At 57.0% G+C, this 15,838-nt stretch carries 20 protein-coding genes; 6 read left to right on the top strand and 14 right to left on the bottom strand.

From position 1 onward, the window contains the following. Positions 1-40: 40 nt before the first annotated feature. Genes rplT through thrS form a run of 4 tightly spaced genes read right to left on the bottom strand, consistent with a single transcriptional unit; the run spans position 41 to position 3,156 of the window. A complete protein-coding gene (rplT, locus tag J5M72_RS07575) occupies positions 41-397 on the bottom strand; it encodes a 50S ribosomal protein L20 (protein WP_002553161.1) in 357 nt (118 codons plus the stop codon). A 30-nt stretch (positions 398-427) separates the two neighbouring features. Beyond that, positions 428-622 carry a 50S ribosomal protein L35 gene (gene rpmI, locus J5M72_RS07580; protein WP_002553160.1) on the bottom strand — a complete coding sequence of 65 codons (195 nt, stop codon included), beginning with the start codon at positions 620-622 and terminating at the stop codon, positions 428-430. Between the two features lie 60 nt (positions 623-682). Further along, positions 683-1,234, bottom strand: coding sequence for a translation initiation factor IF-3 (gene infC / locus J5M72_RS07585; protein ID WP_169432615.1), 552 nt, complete (start codon positions 1,232-1,234; stop codon positions 683-685). Then, positions 1,234-3,156 (bottom strand): threonine--tRNA ligase, encoded by a 1,923-nt coding sequence (gene thrS / locus J5M72_RS07590; protein WP_039771550.1) that lies wholly within the window; start codon positions 3,154-3,156, stop codon positions 1,234-1,236. The genes infC and thrS overlap by 1 nt, the downstream gene beginning before the upstream one ends. Positions 3,157-3,528: 372 nt before the next feature. On the opposite strand from thrS, the gene J5M72_RS07595 reads away from it, so the two are divergent. Further along, on the top strand, positions 3,529-3,828 hold the full coding sequence (locus J5M72_RS07595) for a hypothetical protein (protein ID WP_169429682.1): 300 nt from the start codon (positions 3,529-3,531) through the stop codon (positions 3,826-3,828). Between the two features lie 291 nt (positions 3,829-4,119). Next, on the top strand, positions 4,120-4,332 hold the full coding sequence (locus J5M72_RS07600; RefSeq protein ID WP_003179963.1) for a cold-shock protein: 213 nt from the start codon (positions 4,120-4,122) through the stop codon (positions 4,330-4,332). A gap of 72 nt (positions 4,333-4,404) precedes the next feature. On the opposite strand, the gene J5M72_RS07605 is transcribed toward J5M72_RS07600, so the two are convergent. Together J5M72_RS07605 and J5M72_RS07610 are read right to left on the bottom strand one after the other, a co-directional pair. After that, on the bottom strand, positions 4,405-4,722 hold the full coding sequence (locus J5M72_RS07605; RefSeq protein ID WP_169429681.1) for an I78 family peptidase inhibitor: 318 nt from the start codon (positions 4,720-4,722) through the stop codon (positions 4,405-4,407). 167 nt (positions 4,723-4,889) lie between these two features. Further along, the gene (locus tag J5M72_RS07610) at positions 4,890-5,195 is read right to left on the bottom strand and encodes a hypothetical protein (RefSeq protein ID WP_207864973.1); all 306 of its coding nucleotides are present in this window, start codon (positions 5,193-5,195) and stop codon (positions 4,890-4,892) included. 131 nt (positions 5,196-5,326) lie between these two features. Here J5M72_RS07610 and J5M72_RS07615 point away from each other — a divergent pair, with 131 nt between their 5' ends. Beyond that, a complete protein-coding gene (locus J5M72_RS07615) occupies positions 5,327-5,539 on the top strand; it encodes a hypothetical protein (RefSeq protein ID WP_207864975.1) in 213 nt (70 codons plus the stop codon). A 32-nt stretch (positions 5,540-5,571) separates the two neighbouring features. Here the strand turns inward: J5M72_RS07615 and J5M72_RS07620 are convergent, their stop codons facing one another. The 8 genes from J5M72_RS07620 to J5M72_RS07655 form a co-directional block, all read right to left on the bottom strand. Further along, entirely contained in the window at positions 5,572-6,600 is a 1,029-nt protein-coding gene (locus J5M72_RS07620) for a nucleoside hydrolase (RefSeq protein ID WP_169429678.1), read from the bottom strand. Between the two features lie 44 nt (positions 6,601-6,644). Further along, positions 6,645-7,049, bottom strand: coding sequence for a D-ribose pyranase (gene rbsD, locus J5M72_RS07625; RefSeq protein WP_169429677.1), 405 nt, complete (start codon positions 7,047-7,049; stop codon positions 6,645-6,647). Further along, the gene (rbsK, locus tag J5M72_RS07630; RefSeq protein WP_207864977.1) at positions 7,046-7,963 is read right to left on the bottom strand and encodes a ribokinase; all 918 of its coding nucleotides are present in this window, start codon (positions 7,961-7,963) and stop codon (positions 7,046-7,048) included. The genes rbsD and rbsK overlap by 4 nt, the downstream gene beginning before the upstream one ends. Before the next feature lie 24 nt (positions 7,964-7,987). Further along, a complete protein-coding gene (locus J5M72_RS07635; protein WP_169429675.1) occupies positions 7,988-9,007 on the bottom strand; it encodes a LacI family DNA-binding transcriptional regulator in 1,020 nt (339 codons plus the stop codon). 3 nt (positions 9,008-9,010) lie between these two features. Beyond that, the gene (locus tag J5M72_RS07640) at positions 9,011-9,988 is read right to left on the bottom strand and encodes an ABC transporter permease (RefSeq protein WP_169429674.1); all 978 of its coding nucleotides are present in this window, start codon (positions 9,986-9,988) and stop codon (positions 9,011-9,013) included. Beyond that, positions 9,985-11,538: a sugar ABC transporter ATP-binding protein gene (locus J5M72_RS07645; RefSeq protein WP_207864979.1), complete on the bottom strand. Its 1,554-nt coding sequence runs from the start codon at positions 11,536-11,538 to the stop codon at positions 9,985-9,987. Before J5M72_RS07645 ends, J5M72_RS07640 begins: the two co-directional genes overlap by 4 nt. A 55-nt stretch (positions 11,539-11,593) precedes the next feature. Then, positions 11,594-12,550, bottom strand: coding sequence for a sugar ABC transporter substrate-binding protein (locus J5M72_RS07650; protein WP_169429672.1), 957 nt, complete (start codon positions 12,548-12,550; stop codon positions 11,594-11,596). 200 nt (positions 12,551-12,750) lie between these two features. Next, positions 12,751-13,197, bottom strand: a complete 447-nt coding sequence (locus J5M72_RS07655; protein ID WP_207864981.1) for a hypothetical protein — start codon at positions 13,195-13,197, stop codon at positions 12,751-12,753. Between the two features lie 339 nt (positions 13,198-13,536). On the opposite strand from J5M72_RS07655, the gene J5M72_RS07660 reads away from it, so the two are divergent. The 3 genes from J5M72_RS07660 to J5M72_RS07670 all read left to right on the top strand — a co-directional run bounded on the left by J5M72_RS07660 (position 13,537) and on the right by J5M72_RS07670 (position 15,789). Further along, the gene (locus tag J5M72_RS07660) at positions 13,537-14,625 is read left to right on the top strand and encodes an asparaginase (RefSeq protein WP_085712019.1); all 1,089 of its coding nucleotides are present in this window, start codon (positions 13,537-13,539) and stop codon (positions 14,623-14,625) included. A 179-nt stretch (positions 14,626-14,804) separates the two neighbouring features. After that, entirely contained in the window at positions 14,805-15,095 is a 291-nt protein-coding gene (locus J5M72_RS07665) for a DUF1654 domain-containing protein (RefSeq protein WP_169429670.1), read from the top strand. Positions 15,096-15,099: 4 nt separating this feature from the next. Beyond that, on the top strand, positions 15,100-15,789 hold the full coding sequence (locus J5M72_RS07670) for an endonuclease I family protein (RefSeq protein WP_169429669.1): 690 nt from the start codon (positions 15,100-15,102) through the stop codon (positions 15,787-15,789). Positions 15,790-15,838 lie beyond the last annotated feature (49 nt).

The following is a 15,838-nucleotide window of genomic DNA, read 5'->3' on the forward strand; positions in this document are numbered from 1 at the left end:
AGACCCCACAAAGGTGAGGCCGGGTGACTGTCGGGGGTACTTAAGCCAAGGTGGCTTTAGCTTTCTCGACAATCGCAGCAAACGCCGCTTTTTCGTTCACTGCCAGATCAGCCAGAACCTTACGGTCGATCTCGATGGACGCTTTTTTCAGGCCGGCAATGAAACGGCTGTAGGACAGACCGTTAACACGAGCACCAGCGTTGATACGAGCGATCCACAGAGCGCGGAACTGACGTTTTTTCTGACGACGGTCACGGTAGGCGTATTGGCCTGCCTTGATTACCGCTTGCTTGGCAACACGGAATACGCGGGAGCGTGCACCGTAGTAGCCTTTAGCAAGTTTCAGAATTTTTTTGTGACGTTTACGGGCAATGACGCCACGCTTTACACGAGCCATGAGTTACTTCCTCTATTCTTGATCCAAAAATTAACGAAGGCGCAGCATGCGCTCGACTTTTGCCACGTCAGACGGATGCAGCAAGCTGCTACCGCGCAGTTGACGCTTACGCTTGGTCGACATTTTGGTCAGGATGTGGCTCTTGAAAGCGTGCTTGTGCTTGATACCGTTAGCAGTTTTCAGAAACCGCTTAGCAGCACCACTTTTGGTTTTCATCTTTGGCATGTTCGGATACTCCGCATTCAGTTGATAAACATAATCAGAAGGCCTGCCGTGCCCTGTTGATTACTTCTTCTTTTTCGGGGCGATGACCATGATCAGCTGGCGTCCTTCCATCTTAGGATGCTGTTCGACCGAACCGTACTCGAGCAGGTCTTGTTCAACCCGCTTGAGGAGTTCCATCCCCAGCTCCTGGTGGGCCATCTCACGGCCGCGGAATCGCAAGGATACCTTGGCCCTGTCCCCGTCACTCAGGAAACGTACCAGGTTGCGCAGTTTTACCTGGTAATCCCCTTCCTCCGTCCCTGGACGAAACTTGATTTCTTTTACCTGAATCTGCTTCTGGTTCTTCTTCGCCGCAGCAATCTGCTTCTTCTTTTCGAAGATCGATTTGCCGTAGTCCATCACCCGGCAAACCGGTGGGACTGCGTCGGCAGAGATTTCTACCAGATCAAGCTTTGCTTCTTCAGCAATACGAAGCGCTTCATCAATCGAGACGATGCCAATCTGCTCGCCATCAGCGCCAATTAACCGAACCTCGCGTGCCGAGATATTCTCGTTGATCGGGGCTTTCGGTGCAGCTCGTTTATCTTGTCTCATTTCACGCTTAATAATAATTACTCCGAATCTGGGCGACCACGCCGGGAAACCGCTTGCGCGAGAAACTCAGCGAACTGGGCGACGGGCATCGAGCCCAGGTCAGCACCTTCACGAGTACGCACAGCGACAGTCTGCATCTCGACTTCCTTATCCCCAATAACCAAGAGATATGGAACCTTGAGCAAAGTATGCTCGCGGATTTTAAAGCCGATCTTTTCATTTCTCAAGTCAGACTTGGCACGAAACCCGCTTTCGTTGAGAGTTTTTTCCACCTGGGCGACAAAATCTGCCTGTTTATCAGTGATATTCATGATCACTGCCTGGGTTGGCGCCAGCCACGCAGGGAATGCACCTTCGTAGTGTTCGATCAGAATCCCGACGAAACGCTCGAACGAACCGAGGATCGCACGGTGCAACATCACCGGATGTTTGCGGCTGTTGTCTTCGGAGACGTATTCGGCTCCCAGACGCACAGGCAGGTTGAAATCGAGCTGCAAGGTACCACACTGCCACACGCGGCCGAGGCAATCTTTCAGCGAGAATTCGATCTTCGGACCGTAGAACGCTCCCTCACCCGGCTGCAGATCGTACGGCAGGCCAGCACTGTCAAGGGCAGCAGCCAGTGCCGCTTCGGCGCGATCCCACAGCTCATCGGAGCCAACGCGTTTTTCCGGACGAGTGGACAGTTTCATCTCGACGTCGGTGAAGCCGAAGTCGCGGTAAACATCCATGGTCAGCTTGATGAACGCAGCGGATTCAGCCTGCATCTGCTCTTCAGTGCAGAAGATGTGGGCGTCGTCCTGAGTGAACGCACGCACACGCATGATGCCGTGCAGCGCACCCGATGGTTCGTTACGGTGGCAGGCACCGAACTCCGCCAGGCGCATCGGCAGCTCGCGGTAGCTCTTCAGGCCCTGGTTGAACACCTGCACGTGGCAAGGGCAGTTCATCGGTTTGATGGCGTAGTCGCGGCTTTCCGACTCAGTGGTGAACATGTTGTCGGCGTAGTTGGCCCAGTGCCCGGATTTCTCCCACAGGCTGCGGTCAACGACTTGCGGCGTCTTGATTTCGAGATAGCCGTTGTCGCGCTGCACCTTGCGCATGTACTGCTCGAGCACCTGGTACAACGTCCAGCCATTCGGGTGCCAGAACACCATGCCCGGCGCTTCTTCCTGGGTGTGAAACAGGCCCAGACGCTTGCCGATCTTGCGGTGATCGCGCTTTTCAGCTTCTTCGATACGCTGGATGTAAGCAGCCAGCTGCTTCTTGTCAGCCCAGGCGGTGCCGTAAACGCGCTGCAATTGCTCGTTCTTGGCATCACCGCGCCAGTAGGCGCCGGACAGCTTGGTCAACTTGAAGGATTTCAGGAAGCGAGTGTTCGGCACGTGCGGACCGCGGCACATGTCGACGTATTCTTCGTGATAGTACAGGCCCATCGCCTGCTCGTTCGGCATGTCTTCGACCAGACGCAGCTTGTAGTCTTCGCCACGGGCCTTGAACACTTCGATCACTTCGGCACGCGGAGTGACTTTCTTGATGACGTCGTATTCGGTATCGATCAGCTGTTGCATGCGCTGTTCGATGGCCGCCATGTCGTCCGGAGTAAAAGGACGCTCGAAGGCGATGTCGTAATAGAAGCCTTCGTCAATGACCGGACCGATGACCATTTTGGCCGTCGGGTACAGCTGCTTGACCGCGTGGCCAACCAGGTGGGCGCAAGAGTGGCGAATGATCTCCAGCCCCTCTTCATCCTTTGGCGTGATGATTTGCAGCGTTGCGTCGCTGTCGATGATGTCGCTGGCGTCGACCAGCTTGCCGTTCACCTTGCCGGCCAGGGTGGCCTTGGCCAGGCCTGCACCAATGGACGCGGCGACCTCGGCTACGGAAACCGGGTGATCGAATGAACGTTGACTGCCGTCGGGAAGAGTAATAGTTGGCATGGCGCCTCCTCTCCTAGTGGTGACCCCTACCAAAGGTCACGTGGGTTGGGATGAGCCAGTACAAGATCCGATCCAGGCCATTCAATGACGAACGCCTGCCTTACAGCGGCAGGAGCCTTGCGGCCAACCGGAAAACCGAACCAGAGTGACTGGGATTCAAATCAGAGTATTCGTACGCCGCCGCTACCGGGACTGAAGGTCATCCGGTGCCTGCGAAACGCTCGAGTCGGCCATGCTAGCACAGATGAACGGTCGCGCACGCACGCTGGTTTTACCGGCAGGCAAATCGTCTGTTTTATGCCAAAGTGATGAACTTGATCGGCCCCTCAGCCATCAGATAACAAGACATCGACCCACAAGGAGCATCTTCGCATGCGTCTGAACACCCTATTTGCCGCAGTCGTCCCTTTAGTTCTGCTGTTGCCGCTGAGCGCGCAGGCCGCCTGGCCGAAAGGCGTCAAAGAGCAATACATGAATGACTGCACCAAGGCGGCCAGCCAAAGCGTCAACCCGACTGTAGCCAAACAACACTGCACCTGCGGCGCTGATGTCCTGGAGAAGAAATTCACCACGCAGGAAATCGCTCAACTGATGGACAAGAACACCCCGCCGAGTGGCGAATTGGGTCAGCGCGCACTGAAAGAAATCTCGGTTTGCCGAGTGCAAAAATAGTCCCGATGAACGGATTTGTGGGCATTCGATAGGCGAAAAGCAGCCGAAATGCCCCTGAATTCGATATTTTATGCAGGTTTTATAGCTTTTTTTACACCCCTTCGAATTGGCTGAAAGCCTCTGAAACCGGGGGTTACAGACATTCAAACTGTCGAAGCGTCTGCAATATGAAAGCAAACAGCACGTCCGGGGGGCTACCAAACCGAACATTTCGACTATGATACCCGGGTGTGCCCAGTTGGCCTGAGCAGCACAGTACTACTGAAAATATATGTTTCTTGGAGATACACCATGTCTAATCGCCAAACCGGCACCGTTAAATGGTTCAACGATGAAAAAGGCTTCGGCTTCATCACTCCTCAAGGTGGCGGTGACGACCTGTTCGTACACTTCAAAGCTATCGAATCCGACGGTTTCAAAAGCCTGAAAGAAGGCCAGACCGTTTCCTTCGTGGCTGAGAAAGGCCAAAAGGGTATGCAAGCTGCACAAGTTCGCCCAGAGTAATTTCCCGGCGCACTAAAAAAACCCCGTCCATGTGACGGGGTTTTTTATGCCTGTGACAAAAACGACCCGGGATCAGCCACAGTTGGCGCGGATGACCACCAGATTGTTGTCGGTGTTCAGATTCAGGCGATCTGAGCGGTATTCCAGGGTGATCATGTCCGTAGGTTTGAGGAAGCGGGCATTTTGCGCGCCAGACTTGGCACGAGCCTGCTCTAGCAGCTCCGGGGAAGCCCTTTTACCGATGGCAAATTCCGCAGCCTTTGCTTCACAGCGGCCATGACCGGCATCGGACGCCACAGGATCCTTTGCCGACTCGCTGGAGGTCGTGCTGCATCCGGCCAACATGGCAGCGGCCATAAGTGCACCCAGTGATGCGAACTTCAAAGGCATGAAGCCTCCTTCTTTCTAATGGTTAAGCTGAGATCGTGCGACCGCCATTCCGGCGTTTGGTTTCACAACACCTGTGGACACCCTGCCCCACGACCCGGAAAAAAGCTGAGTCTGCCTGAAGCGCGCGCAATGCATCTCCATACAATCGTCACCGAATATTAACGAGCTCAGTAGATGTCGATGTAGTCGAGCGGCGGATTCGGCCAATTGTCTTTGAGGGCATTGAAAATCTGCATGACCCAGACTTCATCATTGGCTGCGACGTTTCCCACATAGCCAGATCCCTTTGCCCAGGTTTCCAGACGAAACGACAGCCCATCGATATCCTGACCGCCAGTGACCCCCGCCGAAATATAGGCAATCCCGCCCTTGGTCACACGCAACTGGGTGTGCTCATCATCACTGGCGGAGGCCAGCAACCGGCGCACAGCGTCAAGTGTCAGGCCATCGGGAGAATTCAAATCGATCTGCACGGCTCGGTACCTGGTTTCTTGAAGACGACCAAGTGTCGCATAGCCCCGCGTTCATGCCTAAGTCGCAGTGCCAAACGCCGGACAACATGGTTAACTCGAAACTCCGACCCAGCGATCTCCCGAGCCCCGACATGACGACCGTAAGCATCTCCGCCGACATCAAGGCCCACTGGCCACAAGGGCATAGTTCCTACAGTCCGGGCAGTCCTGAGGAGTTGGCGCTGATCAGCATCGATCTGCTGGTCAAGACGCTGGGAACACAAGCTGCGCAATCATTCATCGCCCAGCTGTTCGAGAAATATCCGGACGACTTCAAAGGCACACCGGATACAGGGAATGAGTAAAGCCCGCAGGCTGGCACCTGCGGGCATCACGCTTACTTCAAACGTTTCAGACGCTCGGTCAACAGATCGAAGAAGCCCTGAGCATCGCCGTTTTCTACCCAGAATGCATTTTTCGGTGCCTTGAGACCGTCATACCAGTCGACAATGGTCTGCCCGAATGTCGGACCTTCGCGACTGTCGATCACCACGTTCACCGAACGACCGGTAAACAGCTCCGGCTTGAGCAGATAAGCGATAACCGTGGCGTCATGCACCGGGCCACCCGGGATGCCGTAGTGTTCCATGTCACCCTTGATGTACTCGTTGAGGATGTCGCCGACAATTTTGCTCGCATTGTTGTTCAGCGCTGCGATCTGCTTCAGACGTGCATCGCTGGTCAGCACCTTGTGGGTCACGTCCAGCGGCAGGTAAGTCAGTTTCACCCCGCTCTTGAGAACGACCTCAGCCGCTTGCGGATCGGCAAACAAGTTGAATTCGGCCACCGGCGTGATGTTGCCACCGTTGAAGTGAGCGCCACCCATGATGACCACTTCCTTGATGCCCTGAACGATCTCCGGCTCCTGGATCAGCGCCAGCGCCAGGTTGGTTTGCGGGCCAAGCATGGCGATAGTGATGCTGTGCGGCTTGGCGTTCTTCAGCGTATCGATCAAGTAGTTGACCGCGTTGCCCTTGGCCAGACCTTTTTTCGGCTCATGCACAGTGACACCCGACAGGCCTTCCTTGCCATGGATGTTCTCGGCGTAGATCGGCGTGCGCATCAACGGTTTTGGCGCGCCCGCATAGACCGGAACCTCTTCGCGCCCTGCCCACTCACGGGCCAGTCGCGCATTGCGAGAAGTCTTGTCGAGACGCACGTTGCCGGCCACGGTGGTCAGCGCGCGAATATTCAGCTCCTCCGGCGATGCCAGAGCAAACAACAGGGCCACCACATCATCGGCCCCCGGATCGGTGTCGATGATCAGATCGATCTTTTCCGCCGCCTGAGCGCCGGTCGCGGTTATCACGGACAAAAGCAGCAGACTCCGGATCAGTTGGTGCAGTTTTTGAGCATAGCGGTGCATGGCGCATTCCTTGTGCTTATGAAATCGAAAGGGTTTGAACCCGGTTAAAACGTCACCCCGGCGACCAGCACGATGTTGCAATACGGCTGACATTCGCCTGTACGGACAATCGCTCGCGCCTGTCGGCTGAGAACCTTGAATTGCTCATGAGTGAGCAGATCGCGCCGCCCCAGTGCGCCTTCGTCATTCAATGCGTCCAGCGAAGCCAGCGCACCGGGTTGTTTGTCGAAGACTTCCCGGGCGAGCACATGACTCTCGACCTGCATTTCGCTGAGGACGACGTTCAGAGTGCTGACGAAGTCCGGAACACCGTGCGTCAGCGCAAGGTCGATCAACTCGACGCCCGGCGGTACAGGCAAGCCGGCGTCACCGATCACGACCATGTCGCCATGACCAAGGGAGGCGATCAGCCGAGACAGCGCGATGTTGAGCAATGGAGTCTTTTTCATACGGGTTTGAATGCCTGGACTTCGGTTAAAGTGGGAATGGACGGCTGGGCACCCGGCCGAGTAACAGACAGCGCCGCGGCTATCTGACCAAAACGAATGGCCTCGACCTCGGTTTTGCCAGCGGCCAGCGCCGCTGCAAAACCGCCGACGAAGGTATCCCCGGCAGCCGTGGTATCAACCGCCTTCACTTTGGGTGCAGGAAAATGCTGGTAACCCGCGCCATTGGAGAACAAAGCCCCCTGAGCGCCCAGCGTGACGATCACATTGCCGGCACCCATCGAAATCAGCCGGGCAGCCGCTTTTTCAGCGCTCTCCAGCGAGTCCACCGGCAAACCGCTGAGGGCGGCGGCTTCACTTTCATTGGGAATCAGGTAGTCGATGGAGGCAAACCAGTCTGATGGCAACGGACGGCTGGCCGGAGCCGGGTTCAAGATGACTGTTTTGCCCAGTTCGCGACCGCGCTTGAGCGCATGCCCGACGGTGGCATCGGGAATTTCCAGCTGACAAATGATCACATCCGCCGCCTGCAGCACCGCGTCGAAACGGTCGACCACCCCAGGCGTCATCGAACCGTTGGCCCCGGCAACAATGACGATTGCGTTCTGACTGTTGTCATCGACCACAATCAGCGCTACGCCACTGGAATCCTCGACCACACTGACGGCCTGGCAATTGATCTGCTCGGCCAACAATGCGTCGCGCAACTGCACGCCGTAGTCGTCATTGCCGACACAACCCACCATCGACACCTGTGCCCCCAACCGGGCGGCGGCCACCGCCTGGTTGGCACCCTTGCCACCTGACACAGTGGCGAACGAATGACCGATCAGTGTTTCGCCACCCCGAGGCAAGCGAGGCGCCCGGGTGACCAGGTCCATGTTCAGGCTGCCTATTACCACTACATTTGCGGGCATACATCACTACTCATCAATTCGGTTTCAGCGATATTCGGTAAACACGCCAGCCAGTGGCGCGGTCGACTCTCGCAGGACAATACTCGGGGTCACGATCCGCTGATCAGTGGCCAGATCCGGGGTGGCAATTCTTCGCAGCAACACTTCCGCTGCCATTTCGCCCAACTGCAGGATCGACTGCCCCACAGTCGTCAGCGCCGGATACACATAACGGCTCATCTGGATATCGTCGAAGCCGATCACCGACAACTCGGCAGGCACACGTACATTGCGTTCGGCGGCGGCTCGCAGTACACCGATGCCGATCATGTCGTTGCCGGCGAAGATGGCACTGGGAGGATTGCTCTCAAGCAACACCGCCGCCGCGTTGTAACCGCCAGTGCTGGTGAAATCGCTTTCCAGCATCCGCGATGGCGGCACTTCAATACCCGCCTCTTTCAAGGCGCGGCAAAAACCTGCCTGACGCATTTGCGCAACACTGGTGCTCGCAGGACCGCCAACCGTGGCGATATCACGATGTCCAAGTTCAATCAGGTGTCTTGTCGCCAGATAGGCGCCATATTCATGGTCGATGCGCACGAGATCGGCGTCCACACCTTCCAGCCCCCGGTCAACGATCACCATCGGCGTCTTGACCCCGGCCAGCCCCTGCGCCAGACCACTGTCACCGCCAGCAGAGGCGACGATCAAGCCATCGATACGCTTCTCCAGCAACACTCGCAGATAACTGCGCTGTTTTTCCGGATTGTCGTCGGAGTTGCAGAGAATCACGCAGTAGCCATTGCGCTCACAATAATCCTCGATGCCCCGCGCCAGTTCGGCGAAGTACGGGTTGAGACTGTTGGGCACCAGCAAACCAATGGTGGCAGTGGTCTTGGCCTTCAGCGATCGGGCGACGGCGCTCGGTACATAGTCGAGGCTCTTGATCGCCGCCTCGACTTTCAGCCGCACCTCCTGACTCACCGGCCGGGTGTTGTTCACAACATGAGAGACGGTCGTGTAGGAAATACCCGCAAGTGCCGCCACATCCTTGATCGTTGCCATGTTTCAGCCCCGCCGGTTTGCGCGGTGGCTGCGATACGTATCGAGCACCACAGCGATAACGATTACCGCGCCGGTGATGATGCGCTTGGTCGGTTCCGTTGCACCAATCTGCGCAAGGCCGGCTGCCAGCACCGAAATGATCAACACGCCGAAGAAAGTGCTGATGACCGAACCCCGGCCGCCCATCAGGCTGGTACCACCGATCACCACGGCAGCGATCACCTGCAGCTCAAGGCCTGAACCGGCGTTTGGATCGGCCGCTTCCAGACGGGAAATCTGGAACAGCGCGGCGATGCCGGCCAGCAAACCCATCAGACTGAACACCAGGACCTTATAGGGCTTGGGATTGATGCCCGCGAGTCGCACCGCTTCCTCATTGGTACCGATGCCGATCAGGTAACGACCGAACACGGTTCGGGTCAACACTGCCTGAGCGATGAAAATCACCAGCAAGGCAATGATGAACGAGGGCGAGATACCGAAAGCGATAGGGTTCGACAACCAGGCGAAGGAATCGCCGATGTAGGCCGTGCGGGAACCGGTCATCTGATAGGCCAGCCCCCGGGCCATCTCGAGCACGCCGAGCGAGACGATAAATGACGGAATTCTCCAGGCAACCGTGATCGAACCGGTAACCGTCCCTGCCAAAGCCGCCACTGCCATGCCGAGCAGTGCAGATGGCAAAACACTCCAGCCCCAGCCAAGGATTGCCACGCTGACGGTGGAGGCCGCGAGCGCCAGTACAGAACCCACCGAAAGATCGATGCCACCGATGATCAGGACAAAGGTCATGCCCACCGCCAACACCATCAGGTCGGGAATCTGATTGGCCAAAGTACTGAAGGTGTTGTACGACAGAAAGTGGCTGCTCATGACCGAGAACAGCGCGACCATCGCCAGCAAGGCACCGGCCAGGCCCAGATAGGTACCCAGTCCATAGAAGTTGCCACTACGTTTGCCGGCAGAAGATGCAGTTTTCATGGGAGATCCCTAGGCGCTGCTTCGTTGAGCAACGCATCACGTTTTTGGTAGCCGGCGAACGCCGCGGCAAGCAAGTCATCCTGGGTCCAGCTGTCACGCTCGAAGGTATCGATCAGGCGCCCCGCCGACAGCACACCGATACGGTCGCAAATCAACATCAACTCACGCAGGTCGCTGGACACCACCACCAGCGCCTTGCCCTGCCGGGTCAGTTCGCCGAGCAGGTTATAAATGTCAAACTTGGCACCGACATCGATACCGCGAGTTGGCTCATCGAACAGCAACACCGAACAGTCGCGCTCCAGCCAGCGGCCGATCACGACTTTTTGCTGGTTGCCGCCGGACAATTCGGATACGAGTTGAGTCGGGCTGGAACTGCGGATTCGCATGGCATCGATCTGCCGCTTGGCCAGAGAGATCTCATCGCCATTGTTGACGAAACCACCGCTGGAAATCTCCGGCATATTGCCCAGAGCAATATTGGCGCTGATCGACTGACTCAGCAGCAGGCCTTCACCTTTTCGATCTTCCGTGATCAGGGCGATACCGTTGCGCACTGCGTCGACCGGCGAGCGAATACTCACCACCTGCGCCGGCGAGCCGAGAGCAACGCTGCCGCTGTCGGCGAGATCGGCGCCGAAAATCAGGCGCAGCAGTTCCGTGCGCCCTGCCCCGATCAAACCGGAAATACCAAAAATCTCACCGGCACGCACTTCGAAGGACACGTCACGGACCTTGTCGGAACGAGTGAGGCCTTTGACCGTCAGCGCAGGGGCACCGATATTGCGCGGGCCCATGTCCATGTGTTCGCCCAGCTCGCGACCGACCATCAGCGTGACCAGTTGCTCGCTGTTGTAGTTGGCCATCGGCTCGACACACACCAGATTACCGTCACGCAACACGGCAATGCGTTGTGCGACTCGGGCCAGCTCTTCGAGACGATGAGAGATATAGATGATCGCAACGCCGCGCGCCTGCAGCCGAGTGATCTGCTCAAAGAGCATTTCGACTTCGCGAGCGGTGAGCATCGCGGTCGGCTCGTCGAGGATCAACACATGGCAATCGCCGATCAGGTTACGCGCGATTTCGACCATTTGCTGGTGACCGATGCCCAGCTCGCCGACCAGGGTGTCCGGATCGATGGCATCCAGACCGACTTGAGCCATGGCCTCGATGGCAGCCTTACGCAGTTGCTTGCGACTGATCCAGCCGCCGTTGCTTGGCAAGTTGTCGAGAAACAGGTTCTCCGCCACCGACAAGGTCGGCAGCAGATTGAGTTCTTGCATGACCATACGAACGCCAAGCTCTTCTGCCTGGGTACGACTGCCGGGGCGATACTCCTTGCCCTGGAACTGCATCTGCCCGGCGGTCGGTGTTACCAGGCCACCAATGATCTTCGACAGGGTACTTTTACCGGCACCGTTCTCGCCGGTCAGCGCCAGCACTTCACCGCGCATCAGCGTCAGGTCGATACCGGTGAGTACCGGTTGCGCATAGGTCTTGCCGATACCGCTGACCGAGAGGACAGCGTTCGGGGCGGAAACTGACATAAAAACTCTCCGTGCGCTCGCCCGGACGGGCGAGCGCCATTGTGTCGCCGAAGGACTACTTGGTAACCAGTTCGACCGGCGTTTCGATCACACCATTGGCACCGCTGTCGACTTTCTCGCCCTTGAGAATCTTCAACGCAGTCTCGATACCGAATACGGCCTGTTTGGCAGCGAACTGGTCGGCGGTCGCCAGAACGCGACCGTCCTTGAGCATTGGCTTGATCGCATTGATGTTGTCGTAGCCGACCACTTGCACCTGCCCGGCCTTGCCCGCAGCACGCACAGCGGAAACAGCGCCTACAGCCATGCTGTCGTTACCGGCCAGCAGCGCCTTGACGTCCGGATATTCGCTGAGGATCGACGCGGCGACCTTGTTGCCCTTGTCGATTTCCCAATCACCGGACTGCAGGGAAACCACCTTGATCTGTGCGGCCTCCATCGCATCCTTGAAGCCAGCGGTGCGCTGCTGGGCGTTAGTCGTCGTGGAAACGCCCTCGATGATGCCGACTTCGTCACCGGCCTTCAGTTGCTTGGCAAGGTACTCGCCTACCAGACGAGCGCCCTTGCGGTTGTCCGGCCCCACGAACGGTACGCTGATGTTCTTGCTCTTGATGACGGCCGGATCAAGCTGATTGTCGATGTTGATCACAGTGATGCCGGCATCCACGGCCTTCTTGATCACCGGCACCATGGCCTTGGAGTCGGACGGCGCAATGACCAGCGCATTGACCTTCGCCAGAATCATCTGCTCGACGATGCGGGTCTGGCCGGCGGTATCGGTTTCGTCCTTGATCCCGTTGGAGATCAGGTCGAAATCGGCGGAGTGTTCTTTCTGGTAAGCCTTGGCGCCGTCTTCCATGGTCAGGAAGAATTCGTTGGCCAAAGACTTCATGACCAGTGCGACCTTGGGTTTTTCCGGAGATTCGGCGAATGCCGAAGAGACAGGCAGTGCGGCGGATGCGGCAGCCAGCACGGCGACAGCGAGAAGACGTCCAGCGAATGGCAGCTTCATGGGTTCACTCCGATCTTATGATTATTGTGAGCAACGCTTGCGCTGGCGTAAGCTTCGTCGGCATCTTCCAGACAACAGGGTCTCGGAAAAGCCGCGCAAACGTTTGCGTAGACCGAACTATGCGAATCCCGCCAACGTTTGTCAACAATCAGAATCGGTATTGACTGCAGGGCGAATCTGCAGATTCGCCCCTTGAGTGCTTAAGCCGTGGTGTTGACCAGGTTACCACCGGATGAGCCCTTGGACATTTCCTTGACCAGCGCAGCGGAGACTTCCAGCAGCGCGCCGCTGGTTTCAGCGATCTCCCCCTGAACAGACATGACTGCCTGCGACTTCGCCTCGGGAGTCGGGTAGCTCGCAGCTTGCGCCGCAGCCAGGCGTTGCTGCTGCTCCTGCAGTTGCTTCTGCAATTCCTGCATCCGTTTCAGCAACATCTTGACGGTGACACTCAGGTTGTCACCGCTTTCAGCCTTGCTGTCTTCTTGCGCGGCACCGCCGGTTCTGACTTGGTTGCTTTCGGTTTTTTCAACACCCAGCGCTTCGGTGGAAGCATCCGCTTGCGCGTCATTCATGGCATTGATCGTCGCTGCGGTTTTGCCGCCGATGGTAACAGCGCCCGGATTTGTAAAACCGATGGTCAGTGACATGTGAACTCCCTAATTTCAAGTTTCCTTCAACAACCATCGGCCTGCGGGACGCTTTCTTTAGCAGAGAATCCAAAACCTGCAATTTGAATCGTTCGACAACGGCCGTAGTCCCTTTCGGAGAGCCGAACACGAAAGCGCCCACCGTTCGGAATACCGGATAGGCAATTCTCGCCAATCAAAAAAATATTGATATAAATCATAAGGTTAAACATTTCTCTAAAGCACAGTACGGCTGGTACAGATCCTGCTCCCCTACCGCACCCCTGGCATTCAGATCGGCCCGGGGCGCATCTAGATGAACCTGCAATCAGCACCGTCTCACTACTAGAGAGAAAAATAATGAAATCTGCTTTCAACACATTGGTTCCGGGCGCTTTGGCCCTGTTGCTGCTCCTGCCCTCCGCCCTTCAGGCAAAAGAAGTTGAAACCCAGACCAAACTGGCCAACGTGGTGGTTCTCGCTACAGGCGGCACCATTGCCGGCGCCGGCGCCAGTGCGGCCAACAGCGCTACCTATCAGGCAGCCAAGGTTGGTATCGAACAATTGATCGCCGGCATCCCCGAGCTGAGCAAACTGGCGAATGTGCGTGGCGAGCAAGTCATGCAGATCGCCTCGGAAAGCATCACCAATGAAAACCTGCTGCAACTGGGTCGCCGCGTATCCGAGCTGGCCGACAGCAAAGACGTCGATGGCATCGTCATCACCCACGGCACCGACACCCTGGAAGAAACCGCCTACTTCCTGAACCTGGTAGAGAAAACCGACAAGCCGATCATCGTTGTCGGCTCGATGCGCCCCGGCACCGCCATGTCGGCGGACGGCATGCTCAACCTGTACAACGCCGTCGCCGTCGCCAGCAGCAAGGAAGCCCACGGCAAAGGTGTACTGGTCACCATGAACGATGAAATCCAGTCCGGCCGCGATGTCAGCAAAATGATCAACATCAAGACCGAAGCATTCAAGAGCCCATGGGGCCCGCTGGGCATGGTGGTCGAAGGAAAATCCTACTGGTTCCGCCTGCCAGCCAAGCGCCACACCATGGATTCGGAATTTGATATCAAGAACATCAAGAGCCTGCCTGACGTAGAAATCGCCTACTCCTACGGCAATGTCGGCGATACAGCCTACAAGGCCCTGGCCCAGTCCGGCGCCAAAGCTATCATCCATGCTGGCACCGGCAACGGCTCGGTGTCTTCCCGTGTCGTCCCGGCCCTGCAGGCCCTGCGCAAGGATGGCGTTCAGATCATTCGATCTTCCCACGTCAACGCCGGAGGTTTCGTTCTGCGCAACGCCGAACAGCCTGACGACAAGTACGACTGGGTCGTCGCTCACGACCTGAACCCTCAGAAGGCTCGCATCCTGGCGATGGTCGCCCTGACCAAAACCAACGACAGCAAAGAACTGCAGCGGATGTTCTGGGAGTACTGATTCAGCCTCGCCCGGCCGAGTCTCGGCCGGGCAACTCTTTCACCACTCGCCACCCTGGCGGGTGGTGCAATTACCTACACCGCCCTCGCTCCTTTCCTGCACAAATATTTCGGATGAGCCACATCAAAACCGGAAAACCGCTGTCAGAGGATTTTCTTGATTTTTAAGCAGTTGCGAAAATGCTTACAGTTAAATACTGTATGCACGTACAGCTTAATAAGGATAACCTCGTGGCCACTTCCTCTGACGCTCCCGATGCTTACGAACGCATGGGTATGCGCGTTCAAAAGATCATCAACTCCCCCACCGCACAAAAAGCCAAAGCCGCTCTGATCTTCCGCCTCCCGGATGAACCGATGGATGCGTGGGAACGCCTGCTGGAAGAGATCGACGAGAACGACAACGTCACCCTCGCTTATCGCGACGATGGTGGCGTGCAGATTTTCTGGGTTGTACCGAAGGAAGATTGACTCAATGATTGTCCGTTTGCTTGCTGTGCTTTTGCTGTTCATCTCACTTGGCGCCCAGGCCGGCGCACCCCGCACGTTTACCGAAGCCAAGAAGGTCGCCTGGAAGTTGTACGCCCCACAATCCACCGAGTTCTATTGCGGCTGCAAATACACGGGCAATAAGGTCGACCTGGCGGCTTGCGGTTACGTTCCGCGCAAAAATGCCAAGCGTGCCTCCCGGATTGAATGGGAACACATCGTCCCGGCCTGGGAGTTCGGCCATCAGCGCCAATGCTGGCAGGAAGGCGGACGCAAGAATTGCACACGCTACGACCCTGGCTACCAGAAAGCCGAAGCCGACCTGCACAACCTGGTACCGAGCATTGGCGAGGTCAATGGTGATCGCAGCAACTTCAGCTACGGCTGGCTACCGGTCGAAAAAGGTCAATATGGCTCATGCCTGACCCAAGTCGATTTCAAGGCGAAAAAGGTCATGCCCCGTCCTTCGATTCGCGGCATGATCGCCCGCACTTACTTCTATATGAGCAAGCAATATGGCTTGCGACTGTCGAAGCAGGATCGGCAGTTGTATGAAGCCTGGGACAAGACGTACCCAGTGCAGGATTGGGAACGCCAGCGCAATCAGAGCGTGGCGTGCGTGATGGGACGCGGCAACGAGTTCGTCGGACCGGTCAACCTGAAAGCCTGCGGCTGATTGTTCGCACATAATGAAAAGGCCTCGCGCTTCACGCTCGAGGCCTTTT

This window comes from Pseudomonas sp. 58(2021) (assembly GCF_017491585.1).
GTDB classification, from domain to species: Bacteria; Pseudomonadota; Gammaproteobacteria; order Pseudomonadales; family Pseudomonadaceae; genus Aquipseudomonas; species Aquipseudomonas fluorescens_BT.

What these genes read in the sequence shown, in the direction of transcription:
- J5M72_RS07640 (WP_169429674.1), bottom strand. Translation starts at nt 9,988, where the DNA reads ATGAAAACTGCATCTTCTGCCGGCAAACGTAGTGGCAACTTCTATGGA.
- rbsD (WP_169429677.1), bottom strand. Translation starts at nt 7,049, where the DNA reads ATGAAAAAGACTCCATTGCTCAACATCGCGCTGTCTCGGCTGATCGCC.
- J5M72_RS07655 (WP_207864981.1), bottom strand. Translation starts at nt 13,197, where the DNA reads ATGTCACTGACCATCGGTTTTACAAATCCGGGCGCTGTTACCATCGGC.
- J5M72_RS07645 (WP_207864979.1), bottom strand. Translation starts at nt 11,538, where the DNA reads ATGTCAGTTTCCGCCCCGAACGCTGTCCTCTCGGTCAGCGGTATCGGC.
- rbsK (WP_207864977.1), bottom strand. Translation starts at nt 7,963, where the DNA reads ATGCCCGCAAATGTAGTGGTAATAGGCAGCCTGAACATGGACCTGGTC.
- J5M72_RS07635 (WP_169429675.1), bottom strand. Translation starts at nt 9,007, where the DNA reads ATGGCAACGATCAAGGATGTGGCGGCACTTGCGGGTATTTCCTACACG.
- J5M72_RS07615 (WP_207864975.1), top strand. Translation starts at nt 5,327, where the DNA reads ATGACGACCGTAAGCATCTCCGCCGACATCAAGGCCCACTGGCCACAA.
- rplT (WP_002553161.1), bottom strand. Translation starts at nt 397, where the DNA reads ATGGCTCGTGTAAAGCGTGGCGTCATTGCCCGTAAACGTCACAAAAAA.
- J5M72_RS07670 (WP_169429669.1), top strand. Translation starts at nt 15,100, where the DNA reads ATGATTGTCCGTTTGCTTGCTGTGCTTTTGCTGTTCATCTCACTTGGC.
- J5M72_RS07600 (WP_003179963.1), top strand. Translation starts at nt 4,120, where the DNA reads ATGTCTAATCGCCAAACCGGCACCGTTAAATGGTTCAACGATGAAAAA.
- J5M72_RS07660 (WP_085712019.1), top strand. Translation starts at nt 13,537, where the DNA reads ATGAAATCTGCTTTCAACACATTGGTTCCGGGCGCTTTGGCCCTGTTG.
- thrS (WP_039771550.1), bottom strand. Translation starts at nt 3,156, where the DNA reads ATGCCAACTATTACTCTTCCCGACGGCAGTCAACGTTCATTCGATCAC.
- J5M72_RS07620 (WP_169429678.1), bottom strand. Translation starts at nt 6,600, where the DNA reads ATGCACCGCTATGCTCAAAAACTGCACCAACTGATCCGGAGTCTGCTG.
- J5M72_RS07650 (WP_169429672.1), bottom strand. Translation starts at nt 12,550, where the DNA reads ATGAAGCTGCCATTCGCTGGACGTCTTCTCGCTGTCGCCGTGCTGGCT.
- J5M72_RS07595 (WP_169429682.1), top strand. Translation starts at nt 3,529, where the DNA reads ATGCGTCTGAACACCCTATTTGCCGCAGTCGTCCCTTTAGTTCTGCTG.
- J5M72_RS07665 (WP_169429670.1), top strand. Translation starts at nt 14,805, where the DNA reads ATGCTTACAGTTAAATACTGTATGCACGTACAGCTTAATAAGGATAAC.
- J5M72_RS07605 (WP_169429681.1), bottom strand. Translation starts at nt 4,722, where the DNA reads ATGCCTTTGAAGTTCGCATCACTGGGTGCACTTATGGCCGCTGCCATG.
- rpmI (WP_002553160.1), bottom strand. Translation starts at nt 622, where the DNA reads ATGCCAAAGATGAAAACCAAAAGTGGTGCTGCTAAGCGGTTTCTGAAA.